This is a genomic window from Hymenobacter arizonensis (assembly GCF_900115775.1).
Lineage (GTDB): Bacteria > Bacteroidota > Bacteroidia > Cytophagales > Hymenobacteraceae > Hymenobacter > Hymenobacter arizonensis.
This window is the reverse complement of record NZ_FOXS01000009.1, coordinates 79,610-93,763: the sequence shown is the minus strand read 5'-3', so window position 1 is coordinate 93,763 and position 14,154 is coordinate 79,610. Positions and strand designations below refer to the sequence as shown.

16 protein-coding genes and 1 pseudogene are annotated in these 14,154 nt (G+C 67.1%); 2 read left to right on the top strand and 15 right to left on the bottom strand.

Annotation, left to right across the window (positions count from 1 at the left end; all coding sequences use genetic code 11):
* Positions 1-236 precede the first annotated feature (236 nt).
* Both BMZ66_RS22780 and BMZ66_RS22775 read right to left on the bottom strand, forming a co-directional pair.
* A complete protein-coding gene (locus tag BMZ66_RS22780) occupies positions 237-677 on the bottom strand; it encodes a hypothetical protein (protein ID WP_092678685.1) in 441 nt (146 codons plus the stop codon).
* Between the two features lie 262 nt (positions 678-939).
* Positions 940-1,335 carry a hypothetical protein gene (locus BMZ66_RS22775; protein WP_092678684.1) on the bottom strand — a complete coding sequence of 132 codons (396 nt, stop codon included), beginning with the start codon at positions 1,333-1,335 and terminating at the stop codon, positions 940-942.
* Between the two features lie 147 nt (positions 1,336-1,482).
* Between BMZ66_RS22775 and BMZ66_RS26510 the strand changes: the two are divergent.
* Together BMZ66_RS26510 and BMZ66_RS26195 are read left to right on the top strand one after the other, a co-directional pair.
* Positions 1,483-1,755: pseudogene (locus tag BMZ66_RS26510) on the top strand (transposase); the annotation flags it as partial.
* Positions 1,756-2,054: 299 nt separating this feature from the next.
* Entirely contained in the window at positions 2,055-2,294 is a 240-nt protein-coding gene (locus tag BMZ66_RS26195; protein ID WP_234795213.1) for a hypothetical protein, read from the top strand.
* Between the two features lie 232 nt (positions 2,295-2,526).
* Here BMZ66_RS26195 and BMZ66_RS22765 read toward each other — a convergent pair whose 3' ends face one another.
* From BMZ66_RS22765 to BMZ66_RS22705, 13 genes are all read right to left on the bottom strand, one after another.
* Entirely contained in the window at positions 2,527-5,976 is a 3,450-nt protein-coding gene (locus BMZ66_RS22765) for a hypothetical protein (RefSeq protein WP_092678682.1), read from the bottom strand.
* Positions 5,977-6,256: 280 nt separating this feature from the next.
* Positions 6,257-6,778 (bottom strand): efflux RND transporter periplasmic adaptor subunit, encoded by a 522-nt coding sequence (locus BMZ66_RS22760; protein ID WP_143080373.1) that lies wholly within the window; start codon positions 6,776-6,778, stop codon positions 6,257-6,259.
* Between the two features lie 188 nt (positions 6,779-6,966).
* Complete coding sequence (locus BMZ66_RS25650; protein ID WP_177204868.1) at positions 6,967-7,416, bottom strand: zinc-binding dehydrogenase; 450 nt, start codon at positions 7,414-7,416, stop codon at positions 6,967-6,969.
* Positions 7,401-7,865 carry an alcohol dehydrogenase catalytic domain-containing protein gene (locus BMZ66_RS22750; RefSeq protein ID WP_092678679.1) on the bottom strand — a complete coding sequence of 155 codons (465 nt, stop codon included), beginning with the start codon at positions 7,863-7,865 and terminating at the stop codon, positions 7,401-7,403. Before BMZ66_RS22750 ends, BMZ66_RS25650 begins: the two co-directional genes overlap by 16 nt.
* 48 nt (positions 7,866-7,913) lie before the next feature.
* Positions 7,914-8,816, bottom strand: a complete 903-nt coding sequence (locus BMZ66_RS22745) for an alpha/beta fold hydrolase (protein ID WP_092678678.1) — start codon at positions 8,814-8,816, stop codon at positions 7,914-7,916.
* A 24-nt stretch (positions 8,817-8,840) separates the two neighbouring features.
* On the bottom strand, positions 8,841-10,328 hold the full coding sequence (locus BMZ66_RS22740; RefSeq protein WP_177204867.1) for an alginate export family protein: 1,488 nt from the start codon (positions 10,326-10,328) through the stop codon (positions 8,841-8,843).
* Between the two features lie 67 nt (positions 10,329-10,395).
* Positions 10,396-10,620, bottom strand: coding sequence for a DUF2798 domain-containing protein (locus BMZ66_RS22735; RefSeq protein WP_092678676.1), 225 nt, complete (start codon positions 10,618-10,620; stop codon positions 10,396-10,398).
* A gap of 46 nt (positions 10,621-10,666) precedes the next feature.
* Positions 10,667-11,224, bottom strand: a complete 558-nt coding sequence (locus BMZ66_RS22730) for a hypothetical protein (protein ID WP_092678675.1) — start codon at positions 11,222-11,224, stop codon at positions 10,667-10,669.
* A gap of 30 nt (positions 11,225-11,254) precedes the next feature.
* Positions 11,255-11,704: a nuclear transport factor 2 family protein gene (locus BMZ66_RS22725; RefSeq protein ID WP_092678674.1), complete on the bottom strand. Its 450-nt coding sequence runs from the start codon at positions 11,702-11,704 to the stop codon at positions 11,255-11,257.
* A gap of 64 nt (positions 11,705-11,768) precedes the next feature.
* A complete protein-coding gene (locus BMZ66_RS22720; RefSeq protein WP_439645772.1) occupies positions 11,769-12,431 on the bottom strand; it encodes an NADPH-dependent F420 reductase in 663 nt (220 codons plus the stop codon).
* Positions 12,432-12,438: 7 nt separating this feature from the next.
* Positions 12,439-12,927 (bottom strand): hypothetical protein, encoded by a 489-nt coding sequence (locus BMZ66_RS22715; RefSeq protein WP_092678672.1) that lies wholly within the window; start codon positions 12,925-12,927, stop codon positions 12,439-12,441.
* 53 nt (positions 12,928-12,980) lie between these two features.
* Positions 12,981-13,406, bottom strand: a complete 426-nt coding sequence (locus BMZ66_RS22710; RefSeq protein WP_092678671.1) for a nuclear transport factor 2 family protein — start codon at positions 13,404-13,406, stop codon at positions 12,981-12,983.
* Between the two features lie 12 nt (positions 13,407-13,418).
* Positions 13,419-14,150: an SDR family NAD(P)-dependent oxidoreductase gene (locus BMZ66_RS22705; protein WP_092678670.1), complete on the bottom strand. Its 732-nt coding sequence runs from the start codon at positions 14,148-14,150 to the stop codon at positions 13,419-13,421.
* Positions 14,151-14,154: the final 4 nt, after the last annotated feature.

Sequence of the window (14,154 nt, the reverse complement as noted above, 5' to 3'; positions counted from 1 at the left end):
ACGCCATTCTTCGCTCGGTTACCAATCGCCAAACCACTTTGAAACCCACTTCAAAACCACGTCCCAATTGTGTCCAGCCTAGCTAGACCACCTCAAATTATGCGACTACACCATTAAACTTTTCAAGTAAGCTCGGCCGCAACCTTACCTTTTTACCAGTTCACGAAAACGGTCCCAAGGTAAACTTGCTCCGTTCAAGTTAAGGAGCCGTTGATCCTAAGCTGGGCATTACTGGCCTACTCCCAGGAATAGTAGTAGCTGATTTCCTGGGCGATGGAATCGTAGTCGCTAGCGAGCACAAAGTTCCAGCCCAGCTCGACGGTGTGGGCGACGGCGCGGCGCGCGGCGTAGGCCGCCGGCTCGACCAGTTCCGCAGCCGGGCCTGGGCCCAGATGCTGCCAGCACCCACAAAACAGCGTCGAGACGGCGTAGGCTAGGGCACGGTCCAGCGGGGCGGCGGCCTTGCTCGCCCAGCTACGCTCGGAGGGGACCGGGCCGTTGAGGTGGCGGTTGAGCGCCTCGTAGCAGGCCACCACGTCGGCCAACTGCCGGGCGACGGCAGGGCCGGGAACAGGCTCCCGGGCCAGGGCCTGCAGCAGGCCTTCGGTCTCGGGCACGCCGGCGCTGGGCAGGTTAGCGTGGTTCAACAGGCGCTGGACGGCCTCGGGGTATTCCATGGACGGCAAAGTAGGCAGCGAACCGGGAGGAATCCCCAGGTAAATTCGGTTTAGTGAAAGGGTCGTGGCTGTTGCAGAACTCGTGCAGCGCATGCGCTAGTTGAGCAAAAGCGAGTGCGCTTAGCTAAAAAGAGGCTTTGGAAGCTTATTTGGGCAGTTGTTGCCTGGTCAAATTAGTGAATCTGGCCTGCCGGGGGAGTTCTGCAACAGCCACGGTCAGAAACGCAAAGCAGCGTTATTGAAGTAGCTCGCTCATGGGGTATTACATGTGCTTGGGGGGCTGGTAAGGTTCGTCGTCGCGGTAGTTGTCAAACGCCCCGGTGGGGGACATGTACACCCGGGAGGACAGGCGGTCGCGTACGCAGCCCGAAGTGAAGGCCATTTTCAGCGCGTGCCCGTCGAGGGGGGCCCAGTTCACCTCCAACCAGCAAAACCCGACGGGTTCGATGAGGGCGTAATTGGTTTCGGGCGGGAAGAAGTCGGTGTAGCGGCCGGGAATGAGGTAATAGTCGCTGCGCCAAAACCAACTCACCGGCCGAAAGACCGTGAGGGTCTTTCGCCCGTCGGGGCTGTGCACAAAGGACCGGTGCGCGTTCAGCAGGCACAACAGGGCAAACAAAGCCCCGACGCAGAGTGCGCTTTTGTAAATGGTTTTCATGGGATTAGATGCCTACACCCCCTGCGCGGCGTGAACGCAAAGGAACGGCTCCCTCGCTTATCATAGTGCGCTTCATCAGTTCAGCCAAACGGTGGTGGCTGTTGCAGAAGTCCCATCCTGGTGGCCTGGGTGGTTCGTAAAAGGCGGATGCAAGGCAAGAAGCTGTTGCTCGACAAAGAGGTGACCCGCTTTCGGCTCTCCGAGCGGGTGCCGCCCCACAATTTGTACCGTCAGCTGGCCGAGCTGGTGGACTGGGAGTTTCTCTACGACGAGACCCGTGCGCTGTACAGCCACACCGGGCAGCCCTCGCTCGACCCGGTCGTGTTCTTCAAGCTCGTGCTCGTGGGCCGACTGGATAACCTGGTCAGCGACCGCCGCCTGGTCGAGCACTGCGCCCTGCGGCTGGACATCCTCTTCTTCCTCGGCTACAAGGTGGACGAGGAACTGCCCTGGCACTCGACCATGAGCCGCACCCGCCAGCTGTTTCCGGCCGCCGTCTTCGAACGCTTGTTCGACCACGTTTTCGCCCAGTGCGTGGCCCGGGGCCTGGTGGCCGGCGAGCGGCAGGCCGTCGACTCGGCCCCGGTCAAGGCCAACGCAGCGCTGGAATCGGTGGTGGAAAAGCAGCCCGCCGGGCCGACAGGGCCCCGTTTGGCCACGGATGAGCCGTCACCACCCGCCCCGACCGGGTCAGTGGTGACGGCCCCGGCCCCCACCAGTTGCGCAACCTCGCCACCCACCAGGCCCGGCTCGTCGCCCACTCCAGCGTGCCGGGCGCCCAGCACCCCAAGGCGCGGCTGCTCAGCAACAAGACGCACTACAGCCCCGCCGACCCCGACGCGCGCATCTCCGTCAAGCCCGGCAAAGCCCAGGCCCTGAACACCATTCAGGCCAAAATCGACGCGGTGCAACAGGACCTGGAGGCAGGCCGGGCGGTGGCGGGCGGGTCAGTGTTTTAGGGCAGTTATGGGACAGTCCTGTCGGCAGCTGACTTTTCTATGACCTGCTTACCCGCCACCCCTACGGCGAAGTGTCCCGTGCGTGGTCCGAGAACAGGTGCTCGTCAAGCTAGAAACGTACAAAGACGGGGGTCTGCTGGACACGAAGCACTTCTGAACGGGCCGGGCCACCAAAACGGCGGGCAAACAGCTTGGTAAGCAGGAGGTGTGCTTCCTTCTGGGCCCCGGGAGCTCAGAAGAAGAAGCCCAACCGTACCAGCGGTAACGAGTCTTCTCCGGAAAACCCGTACATGGCCGAGAGCACCACCTGCTGAAATGGCGCCACCCAAACCCCGCCGCCGTAGCCGCGGTGCCAGCGGCTCGCGCCTTCGCCGGGCATCCACACCCGACCAAGGTCGTGAAACGCGAGCATGCCGTACGAGGCCGGAAACAGGTAGGTGCGGAATTGGCCCACCCGCAACCGCACTTCCGCATTGTTGTAAACGCTCTGACGGCCGGCAAAGCGGGTCCGGCGGTAGCCGCGGAGGGTGGTGAGCCCGTCCAGAACGGCCGCCTGGAAAAACTCGTAGTCGTGGCTGAGGACGGCTGTGCCCCCCAGGCGGGCCGCCAGGGTTAACTGCACCGGGTAGCGCACGCTGCGGTAGAGCGCCAGCTCCGAGCTAAGCCTCGTCAGCGGCCGCGCGGCAGTATTTAAGCTACGCAGCGTTAACAGCTCGGCGTGCCAGCGCAGGCCATCGGGCAGGAGCAGGGCGGGAGGGCGTCCGTCGTAGCTCACCCGCATGGTGCCACCGGCGTAGTGCTTGGGGGTAAACAGCGCCGCCGGCCGCAGGCGCTCGTCGCTCAGGCCCGCCAGCAGCCTTCCGGCAGTGCGCTCCACTTCCACAGCCTGGTAGCTGGGCCCGGCGGCGAGTTGCCAACGCGTACTCAGCCGGCGTTGCAACTGCACGCTTAAGGCAAGTTCCCGAAACCGGACCCGGTAGTAGCGGATGCCCTGGCTTTCGTCGAAACGGGTTTCGTTGCCGAGCCCGAAGAAATTGCGCACGTAGTTCGGTGCCTGCAGCCCTGCCTGCACCTGCACGTCATATGGTCCCAGCAAGTGGTTGAACTGCCCCGCGTAGGCAAAGGAAAACGCGCCCGTGGCCAGTGCGACGCTGCCAGTGAGCTGCTGCGTGACGGCCCAGGGCGGATTGCGGAAGCCGGGCCGGCGCCAGAGCACTCCCAGGCCCAGAAACACGCCGTCGTCGACATTGAAGGCCACCGGGTAACGTGGCCCCGTGTAATTGTACTGGAACGCCTGGGGGTCGTAGTCGTTGACGCCGGCCGTGGCGGCGCGCCGGTCGCGGGTTTCGGGGCCGGTCGTCAGCGCCAGGCCCCGGGGCTCGTCGTACACCTGGGTGCGGCGCGGGCCGTGGCGCACCCGGGAGTCATCACTCACGCTGTCGCGGCCCGCCCCGCCGATAATGCGCAGCAGCGGACCTTCCCCCGCGGTGCCCCGCACCGTGAAGACATCGTCCCCGCCCAACCCATACAAGCGGATTTCGCGGGTTTCCGCGGCATTAAACACTCGCTCGTACTTCACCGGGCCGCGCTGCCCCTGCGCCGACAAGGCGAATACGGACACTCTGGTCTGGTCGGAACCCCGGCGCTCCACCTCGAAGGCTTCGCGCCCGTCGCTGCCCACCACGTCCACGTTGCGGGCCAGAAACCGGTAGTACTGCCCGGCCCAGGCGGGCAGCTGGTCGCGGTGCGCCCGCAGCTTGGCCAGTAGGGTAGCGCCGGAATGCTGGTACACCGAGTCGGGGAGCTGCGCCAGCGCCCGGGCCAGCACGTCTTCGGTCAGGGCCGCGCGCACCGAGTCGGCTACCGCGCGCCAGTCCGCTTCGCTGAGCTCGGTCAGAAAGCGCCGGTCGAAGTAGCGGGCCTGGAAGTTGAAGCTGTTGACGTTGCGAAAGGTATAGTCGAAGCCCTGAAACTTGGGCAGCATCCATTCCGAGCTGGCCCGGCGGGGCACCAGCCCCTGGTTGACGAAGTAGGCCTGGTCCCGGTCGCGCGGGGCCGCCCGGAAAAGCCGGCCCCCGTCGGGCCGGCGGTAGGCCAGCCAGCGCCACTGGTCCTCATGACGGTCCCAGTCGGCCAGCACCATATCCAGCAGCCGGGCGCGCAGCACCTGGCGCTGGTCCACGCGGTGCCGCGGGTCGGCCTGCAGCTGCTCGATGACATCGGCGGTGCTGTAGGTTTTGGGCAGCAGCTGGCCGGTAAAAGCGGCGGGCGGGCCGGGGTCGCGGGCTTCGAGCAGGGCCAGGGCGCCGGCAAAGGAGTGGCGGTAGGGGCCCAGGCGCGGGTCGTCGGGTACGAGCACCACTTGCGGCCGGGTATGCGGCACGCCGGCGGCTTCCGCCAGCGTCGGCACGGTCAGGGCGGCATAGGGATGGGAGGCGGAAATTTGGTCCTGCACCACGTCGGCAGCTAGGGTGTGCCGCAGAAAAGCCGGCACGGCGCGGTCCACGTCCTTGCTAATGGAGCGCAGCACGTACTCGCGCCCGTCGCCGCCCAGCAGGCGCAGCGACTTGGTTTGCTGGCCGCCGCCCCGCTTGAGGGGGGTGAGGCCTCCGTGGGCCCGGGCCAGGTCGAGCACCGGCACGCGCACGGCTTGCCCCCACTCGGCGCGGTAGTTAGCCCCGAGCAGCCTGGTCCGCCACTTGCCGGCGCCGTATTGCGCCCCCGCCCGGACCTGGGCAGTCGTATCCAGCCGGGCCGAAACCAGGGCCGGGGCAGGCGACGGCGCCACGCTGGTCGGCTCCCGCCAGCCCCGTTGGAACAGCACCGGCCCGGCCGCGCTGCACAGGCGCAGCGTCACACTGTCGGCAGTTCCGTAATCCAGGCGGGCGAAGCCGGTGGTGCGGGCCGCAAACACGGCGGTGGGCCGGGGCTTGCGCCCGCCGGCCGTGGCCCCGGCTCCGCTGACCACGTAATGCTGGCCTGCCCCCGGCTCCAGGTACTGCAGGCTGGGTTCGTGGCCGCCCACGTAGGTCAGGTGCGGGTAGCGGTTGAGCACGGACAGCAGCGACTGGCGCAGCAAGCGGTTACGGGGATTGGGCAACAGAGCCAGCGCTGCCCCGTAGCCCGCGCTGAAAAGCGGGTGGTGGCCGGCGACCAGCACGTGCTTGCCCTGGCTGCGGCTGAGAATGTCGTCGAGCTGCGCCGCCACGGCCCCCGGGTCTTTGGCATCGCAGGAGGAGGCTTCACCCGGCTTTTCCCAGGCATGCAGCCACCACTGGGTATCGAGCACTACCAGGGTGTGGGTAGCATCCAGCGCCAGTTCCACGGGGCCGGGACAGCCGTCCGAAGGCAAGAACAGCGCGCGGGGCAGGGCAGCTTTGATAAAGGCTTCCTGCTGGCGCACCCGGTCCCATCCCCGGGCCCCGCCGTCCTGCCATTCGGCCTCGCCGGGCAGGAATACTACTCTTCCGGGAAAAGTCTGCAGCTCAGCCAGCAGTGGCCGCAGCCTCGTTTCGGCCGCTTGCTTTGCGTGCTCGTGCTTGGACGGCATTCCTGCGACGGGCCACTGGTCGCCCAGTACCACCAGGACGCTGCCGGGGCCGGCGGCACGCGCCTGCGTCAGCAACGCTGGCAATGCCACGGATACCAAACCCGGCGCGGCCGCACCCGTGCCACCGAGCATAAATACAGTTAGCGAGGATGGCCCTGTTCGACTTGATTCCACCAGTTGAGCCTTGGCCGCCGATACTCCTCCCACGGCAAGCACGAGGCGGCAGGCTACCAAAAGCCGCCTCCACCTTACCCAAGTGGATTGCGGCAATCCTTTTCCGGGCCCGGTAAAGGCATCAAGCCAAGCTAGAAAGCGGCACGGCACGTTCATGGTTGAGGAGATTAAGGAAAGAGACCAGAAGCAGGCAGTCGAAAAAGCAGGCAGACCTCAGCTCGGCAAGAGCAGCAAAGCCTCATTTGGGGTCCGGCCCCTGGTTGACTTCGACGGAAACAACCGCTGCCAGAGGGGGCGGCAGCCGGCGCCGCACGATGGCCTGCTCGCCAATGCGGAACGGGGCACCAGGCTTGAGCAGTACCGTCCAGGTACCGGGCAGCTCACTTAGGTCTAGTGCCGCCAAGCTGCCCGACGCCACGCGGGTGGGACGCGTGGCCACCCACACCGAGACCGAGTCACCTACCCGAACCCGAGCCGGCCGGGTGTTACCCGGCGGACAAACAACGACTAGGAGATGCCGCCGCGAGATGGTAGTGACTTGGGTTGTGGGCGTCAGGTATTGCCCGGCAGCAATTTCGCAGGGCCCCAGGAACCCGTCGCGGGGCGCGACCACGAAGGTGTAGTTGTAAAGTTTCGCCAGCACGTCCCCCCGGTGCACGTATTCACCGCCGGTAAAGAAGAGCCTGCGCACCCGGCCGACCGTGCGGGCCAGTAGCGGCTCCTGGCCGCCCGCCCCCACAACGCCCGCCGTCGAGAGCAATAGGGAATCAGGCCCAACCCCAGGCAATGGCAACGCCCGTTCGACAGGAGGAACAACTGCGGGGCAAACCCTTCGGCCGCACCACCCCCCGGCTCCCACGACGGCCACGGCAAAACAGATAAGTACCAGTCGTATCATAACGCTTAGGGCGATGAAAACCATTTTTGCCAGTTTTGGGGTAGTGGCCCTCACCCGGGGATTTGCAGAATAACCTTGCCCGGCGTGCCGGGAAGCTGCGCCAGTTCCAGGGCCTGGGCGGCCCTGGCCAGCGGCAGAACCTGGGCCACCTTGGTTTCAATGCGGTGGGCCGCGGCGCGCTGAAGCACGCGGTGAAGCGTGGCCCCGTCAGGGGAAGGCCGGGCATGATGGCCCCGCAGCTGATAGGTGGCAAGGATTTCAGCTTCCGGTACTTCCACGGTTGATACCACCCGGCCACCGGGCCGCAGCACCCCGTAGGAGCGCCGCAGCAGGTCTCCGCCCAGCGTGTCCAGCACCAAATCCACCTCGGGCACGACCGACTCAAACGTCGGCGCTGCCTGGTCCACCACCCCGCGCACGCCCAGGCTTTCGACGTAGGCCACAAACGGGGCGGAGGTCGTGCCAAACACTTCGGCGCCCTCGCTCAGGGCCAGCTGCACCGCCACGCAGCCCACGCCCCGGCCGCCCCGTGCACCAGCACCCGCTGCCCGGACCGTAAACCTCCTTGGGTGAACAGCCCCTGCCAGGCCCACAGTCCCGCCAGGGGCAGCGTCGCCCCCTCTGAAAAGCTTAGTCCCGCGGGCAGGGCCGCCACCGCCGAAGCCAGTACGCACACCCACTCGGCAAAAGCGCCCAGTACGGAGGGGCAAATCAGGGCGCACACCGCATCGCCCACGTGCCAGCCGCGCACCTGCGGCCCCGTACCGGCTACGAGGCCGGCCACCTCCTGGCCGGCAATGCGGGGCAGGGCCGCCGCTTCCGCCAGGGTCAGGTCGTCGGGGTTAACCCCGGCGGCGTGTACGTGAATCAGCACGTCCGCTGGTCCCACGGTGGGAGCGGGGGTGTCGCGGTACCAGAGCTGGCCGTGCTCGGCAAGGATGGCTTTCATGACGGCGTAATTAGGTGCAACAGGTAAGGGAAGGCCCGTGAAGGCTGCTTACTCCGCAGCTTGGTCGGCCTCGCCGAAGAAGTCCAGAAAATGAGTGGCCAGGGCTGCCGGCTGCTCTTCGGCAAGCCAGTGGCCGGCCCCTTCCAGTACCAGGGGCCGAACGTCCTCGGCCGCGACCGCGAAGGCCTGAGCGATGTAGGCGCCCCCGCTGCAGGCCCCGCCCACGGCCAGCACCGGCATGGGCAGCTTGCGCTGGGCGCTTGCGCGGTTGTGCTCGGCGTCGGTCCACACGGCGGCGTAGAGGTTGATGCCGGCCCGGAAGGCGCCGGGCTTGCTGAGCTGGCGGGCGTACACTTCGAAGTCTTCCGGACTGACGGCGTCGGGGTTGCAGGACAAGTGCCAGAATATCCAGCTCAGAAACTTGCGCTCCTGCCCGCCCATGAAGCTTTCGGCTACGTCGGGCAGGGTGAAGAGCGCCGCGTGCCAGTTCACGCCGTTGTGCCAGTCGGGGCCGGGCGTAATGCCCTGCTCCCAGACGCCGAAGCCCGGCAGGGCAAACTCCATGAACACGAGCCGGCGCACGGCCTCGGGGTGGGCCGCGGCGTAGGCGTAAGCGACGCCCGCGCCCAGGTCGTAGCCCACCAGGTTGATGCGCGCGTGGCCCAGCTGCTGCATCAGGCCATAAATGTCGGCGGCCAGGGTGCGCTTGTCGTAGCCGGTGGGCAGGATGCTGGAGCCGCCGATGCCGCGCAGGTCGGGGGCGATGACCAGGTAGTGCTCGGCCAGGGCGGGCATCAGGCGCCGCCACATGTGGGAGTGCTGCGGAAAGCCGTGCAGCAGCACCAGCGGGGCGCGGCCGGGCCGGGGCTCGCCGGCCTGCAGGTAGTGCAGGCTGACCTCGCCCACCTGGGCCCGGTGGTGGGTGATGGCAATTTCAGAAACAGTGTTCATGTTGAGGAAAGTGAGATGAAGCCATTAGAATTTAAAGGTGAGCCAGCTGGCCAGGTAGTGGATGTCGCGGGCCGGGGGCGTTTTCCGCAGGAAGGTGCCCGTGCGGAAGTAGGCGTAGCTAGCCGTCAGGGACAGGTAGCGGCTGAGCTGCCAGCTGGCGTCGAGTTCGGGTTGGGTGCCCACGGAGCGGGCCCGGCTGGGGCCGGGGGGCGTGACCGGGAAACCCGGCACGTTGTAGAGGCCATCGCCCCGGCTTTGCCGCCAGAAAAAGTAGCAGTAGCCCAGCAAGGTCAGCCCCTTGGCTGGGCTTAGCCGCAAAGTCGGGGCAAAGCCCACCAGGTTGGGCGGGCCGGTGGCCCCCGCCGCCCCGAAGTAGGCCCCGCGCGGGGCCGGGGCCAGGAAGGTCTGGTTGTCGGGGTTGGCCGGGTCCAGGTCGCCGCTGTTGGCGCCCAGGTTCAGGCCCAGCGCGGGCTGGCCGCGCCACTGGGGAAAGCTTAACGTGTTGCTGGAGGCCACAGCCCAGGCCCGGATGCGGCCCGTCCCAAACGTGCCGACCTGATAGGTAGCTTCCAGGTCCGAGCTGAGTTGGGCGGTGCGGTACCAGAGCCGCCCGCCGCCGGAGTGGCGGGTTTCGGCGCCGCGCCCTTCGGCCAGCACGCCCACGTCGCGGTCCTGGCCCAGGTAGTACAGGTCCAGGTGGAGGGCCGGGGTCAGGGGCCGCGTGGCGTAGCTGCCCCAGATGCTCTGGGTAGGGTCGGCCCCGTCGTCAAAGACGCCCCGGTTGGTTTCCACGGGCCGCACGCCGAATGCCTCCACGTGCCAGGGGCCGGCCTGAATGGCAAGCAGGGCCCCGTCGAAGGCCTGGCGCACGTTGGGCAGCTCCCGCACGGAAATAAGCCGGCCGGCCCCGTACTCCAGCTCCTGCCGGCCCAGGCGCAGGCGCAGCGGGGCCGGGTCACCTTCTCTGGAGGCCTTGCCCACGCCCAGCTCCACAAAGCCCTGGTTCAGGTCCAGCTCGTCCACGTCGGGCGGGCGCGGGCCATTGCGCTGCCCGGCGGCCAGCCCGCTTTTGAGCTCGGCAAACACCCGCACGTGGGGGCCCAGCTGGGCGCTGGCGTGGGCCATGGTTCGAAATAGCCAGTAGCCGTTGTCGTCCGGGGGCCGGGTGCCCCACTGCTCGTTTTGATAGCGCTCGTAAAACACCCGCGCTTCGCCCCCCAGGGTCAGAAACCAGGCGGGCTGCGCTGGCCCGCGCAACGGGAGGTACTTAACCGGGTCCAGCGCGCCGCGGCGGCGGGTAGAGTCGCGCAGGTAGCGGTAATCTTCGTCGTAGCGCAGGGGCCGGGGCCGGGGTGGCGCGGCAGCCCGGGGCTGGCCGGACGGGGTGTGGTCGGCCGGGGTGGCCAGGATAACCGAGGAAGGCGCCTGGGCCCGGGCTGCTACGATGCTGCCGGCCAGGACGAACCCCACGGCCAGCAGCCCGCGCTTCGCCCCGCCAGGACGGTCAGACAAGCAGGAGGGCAGGGGAGCCATAGGCCGGAAAATGGGTCAGGAAAGGGAAGTAGCCGGGGGGCGGGTATCAGCGGGTTATTTTCTGCACCAGGGCGGCTACCCGGGGCGAGAGCAGCAGGGCCGTGGGGATGCCCACGCCGGCCCCCACCGCAAAAGAGAACAGCCAGGCACTCAGAAAGCCGGGGCCCAGGGGCGTGTGCAGGGCCGTCATTACCAGCGATATGAGCAAGCCCATGGATAAGCCCATGAGCAGGCCGGTAAGGGCGGGCGCGTATTTTTTCGGGATGGTCATGGGCCGGGAAGAAGGGGTTGGCGGAAGCCTGACCCGGCTCGATGGCTCACCAGGTCACGCGAAACGAGTTTTTGTAAAGGCCCTCGGCGGGTCCCGACGGGTCCAGGTCCACGCTCAGGCGCACGGCCCCGGCCGGTTTGTAGCGGCGGGCCAGGCCCGTCACCACCCCGTGCTCAAACTCCACCGGGTGGGGCGTGCAGCGCTCCATGCGCAGCTCGCGGGCGGCTACTTCCGAGGCCCGGTAGTAGCCCATGCGCACGCCGCGCACATTGGTCTGGTACACGCCGTCAAGGGCCTGCAGCGCGGCGAGCAGGGTGGGCATGCCGGTGGGAAACACGCCGTGGTCTACCATCAGCAGGCCGGTCTGGTACAGGGTGCGGGGCCCGAACTGCTGCTCGATTTCGGCCAGCAGGTTCAGCCAGGCCTGCATGGGGTACCACTGGCCGGGCCGGGGCAGGGCGGGCAGGCCGTGGCGCCCCATCATCTCGCGGCACTGGTGGGGCAGGAACACCCCGGTCAGCACCGCCCGCACGCTGTCGCCATTGATTTCGGCCAGGGGGTCGAAGGAAATGTAGCGGCCGGCGGCGGGGAGTAGAACGGACATGGTAACCGGATGGATGAGGCTGTGGGGCCGCTACTCTGCGCGGAAGGCCGTGCCCGTGAGCGGGGTCTGGTCGAGGTAGAGCACGCGGTAATCGCGCTTCTGGAACCGCCACCGGTCGTCGACTTTCACCAGCGCGTCGGTGTAGCGGGCCAGGTTGAAGTTGCTGTTGGTGCCGTCGGGCCAGCCGCGGGCTATTTCGTTGACGTAGAAATTGGCCGTGGCCGTCGGGCCGTGCACCGTGATGTGGGCACTGGTGGAGAGCTGCACGAAAAAGTCCCAGGAGCCGAGCAGGTGCTCAAAGGCCGCCACCACGTTGTCCAGCCCCACAAACTGCCGGCTGATGGGCGGCCCAATTATCCACTCGGCGTCGGCAGTCCAGAGGGAGCGAAACAGGGCCACGTCCACGCGGTTGGCCGCGTCGGCGTACTGCTCGGCGAGCTTATGGATTTCAAATTCGTCCTTCATGTGATGAAAGTCCATGGGTGTAAAGTGGGGGGGTAAAGGGGAAGACGAAGCGTGAAGCAGGGGGTGGCGGTGAAAGGACCTAGCGCGTCAGGATTTTTAACCCGGCCTGCGGAAACAGCCCGGAAGTGGCCGCTAGCTGCACCCACACGCTGGCCAGGGTTTCGAGGCTGCGGGCTTGCCGCAGGGGGCCGACGTCCAGGGGCTGAAAGCCCGCCTCGGCAATGAGCTGCACGGCCACGGCCTTGGCGGCGGCGTGGTCGCCGCAGTACAGCAGCGAGGGTATCAGTTCCCCGAATTGGCGGTCAGGGGCCAGCAGCACTTCGGCAAACGTGGTGTTGAAGGCTTCCACGAGGTGGGCCGCGGGCAGCCGGCGGGCCAATTCCTCGGCCACCGACTCGGTGCGCTCCGTGGGCAGGCCCATGGTTTGGCCCGCAAAGTCGGGGCGCAGCCCGCTCACGCAGCTGAGCACCGGCTTGCCGCCGACCACTTCCGGCACGCCTGCCAGGGCCTCATCCAGAGCCTGGTAAGGCACGGCCAACAGGACCACCCCCCCAAACCGGGCGGCATCCGCCGGCGTACCGAAGCTGGCGCGGGGCAGGGCTGCCGCCTGCTGGCGCAGGGCGGCCTGGTCGCGGGCAAAGCTCAAACACACGGTGTGGCCCTGCTGAGTCCAGATGGTGGCCAGGGCCCCGCCCATGTTACCGGCCCCAATGATTCCAATGTTCATGATGTTAGGAAAAATGCCCGGGTTATTTCTGAAACCAGGCCGGGTTGACGTAGCCGAAATACTCGCGGAAGCCAGTCAGCTGGCCCTGCTCGATGCGCAGGCTGATGACGTTGAAGCCGGCGTAGGCCATGCCCCCGGCCACCGTGCCAGCCGAGTCGAAGTGAAAGGTGAAGAGCGTGGCGCTGCTCGTGACTTCGACCCGGGAAAAGGTGAGTTGATTCGGTTCCTTTTCCCGGCCGGCCACCAGCTCGCGCAGCTTGGCCAGGCCGGGCAGGCCCGTCACCACCCCGGTGAGCGGGTGCGAAAACTGCTGGAACTTCGGCCCCAAAAAGGCCTTGAACGCGGCGTAGTCGCCGGTTTGCTCGCCGCACTGCCAGGCGCTGAAAATGCGCTGCGCCAGGGCGGCGGGGACTTCGGGCGGCGGGGTGCCGGCGGGCGTGGCGGCCAGCGCCAGGGGCACGCTCAGCAGCAGGGCGCCGAGCAGGCCGGTCAGGGAATAGAATGGGTTCATGAACACGAACAGAAAAGGAAATAGCCGGGAGAAACCAAGCGGCCGGGGTGGTTCTATTGCGCCGCGATACCGGCCATGCCGACCATGAGGTCCACGTCGATTTCGCCGAAATACTCGCGGTAAGCCGCGATTTTGCCGTCGCGCACGTCGAAGGAGGCGGCAATGCGGTTGTGGTAGGGCGTGCCACCGAAGAGGGTGCCGCCGTCCTCGAATTCCAGCACGACGGTATCCCCGTTGGCAGTGATGCGGAAGGGCTCCTCGTAGAGGATGTGCGGGCCCGAGGCAGCAATCTGCCGGTAGCACTCGGCGGCCCGCTCGCGGCCCTCGTTGCGTCCTTTGAACGGGCCCACGGGCATGTAAAACACGAAGTCGTCGGTGAGCATTGCCAGGTAGGGCTCAATCGGGCCGCCGGTGTGGATGGCGGCCAGCAGGCGCAGGGCCTGCCGGGCGGTGTCGGTGGGGGTAGCAGTAATGTTCATGAGGATAGGGCGTTAAGCCAAGCTGCTGGCGGGCGTTAGGTGCAGGGCGTGCACCACGTGTCGCGGGTTGTAGTCGGAACTGGTGAGCAGGGCAGCGACATGCTCGGCGACCTGCTGCGACGTGACCTGGCCGGGGTAAGTAGCCGCTTCGTGGCGGGTGGCCACGCGGCTGTATATCACCAGACTGCTGACCTGCACGCCCGAGCCGGCCGTTTCCAAGGCCATGCCTTTGGTCATGGCCAGCTGGGCCGAGGCGGCCACGGAGAGCTCCACCGCGCCGGGGTACACCGCGTCGGCGGCCCCGCCGTTTATCATCAGGTAGCGGCCGCCGCCTTGCTTTTCCAGCAGGGGCAAGAAGGTGCGGGCGGTGAGGAAGTGGGCCGTGAGGTAATTGGCCAGAAAGTCCTGCCACTCGGCCCACGCCAGGGTGTGGAACGGCTTGCCGTAGAAGCGCCCGTTCAGGGCCGCCACCACGGCGTCGAGCCGGCCGCCGGTGCGCTCCCGCAGCCAGGCGCGGACGTTGTCGGCCCCGTCGGGCGTGTTCATTTCCTGCTGCAGCGTGTGCAGCTGCCCGGGGCCGGCGTCGGCGCAGTAGTCGCGCAGGCGCTGCAGGTTGGCGTCGGAGCGGGACGGAACCGCGACGGTGGCGCCGGCCCCGAGTAAGAAGCGGACGATTTCCTCGCCCACGCCGCCGGTGCCGCCGGCCACGAGAATGACTTGGTTGGTTAAAGTTTCAGCAGGCATGAGG

Bases quoted from the DNA above. Each gene is read 5' to 3' on its own strand.
- BMZ66_RS22780 (WP_092678685.1), bottom strand. From the start codon at position 677: ATGGAATACCCCGAGGCCGTCCAGCGCCTGTTGAACCACGCTAACCTG.
- BMZ66_RS22775 (WP_092678684.1), bottom strand. From the start codon at position 1,335: ATGAAAACCATTTACAAAAGCGCACTCTGCGTCGGGGCTTTGTTTGCC.
- BMZ66_RS22765 (WP_092678682.1), bottom strand. From the start codon at position 5,976: ATGCTCGGTGGCACGGGTGCGGCCGCGCCGGGTTTGGTATCCGTGGCA.
- BMZ66_RS22750 (WP_092678679.1), bottom strand. From the start codon at position 7,865: ATGAAAGCCATCCTTGCCGAGCACGGCCAGCTCTGGTACCGCGACACC.
- BMZ66_RS22745 (WP_092678678.1), bottom strand. From the start codon at position 8,816: ATGAACACTGTTTCTGAAATTGCCATCACCCACCACCGGGCCCAGGTG.
- BMZ66_RS22735 (WP_092678676.1), bottom strand. From the start codon at position 10,620: ATGACCATCCCGAAAAAATACGCGCCCGCCCTTACCGGCCTGCTCATG.
- BMZ66_RS22730 (WP_092678675.1), bottom strand. From the start codon at position 11,224: ATGTCCGTTCTACTCCCCGCCGCCGGCCGCTACATTTCCTTCGACCCC.
- BMZ66_RS22725 (WP_092678674.1), bottom strand. From the start codon at position 11,704: ATGGACTTTCATCACATGAAGGACGAATTTGAAATCCATAAGCTCGCC.
- BMZ66_RS22715 (WP_092678672.1), bottom strand. From the start codon at position 12,927: ATGAACCCATTCTATTCCCTGACCGGCCTGCTCGGCGCCCTGCTGCTG.
- BMZ66_RS22710 (WP_092678671.1), bottom strand. From the start codon at position 13,406: ATGAACATTACTGCTACCCCCACCGACACCGCCCGGCAGGCCCTGCGC.
- BMZ66_RS22705 (WP_092678670.1), bottom strand. From the start codon at position 14,150: ATGCCTGCTGAAACTTTAACCAACCAAGTCATTCTCGTGGCCGGCGGC.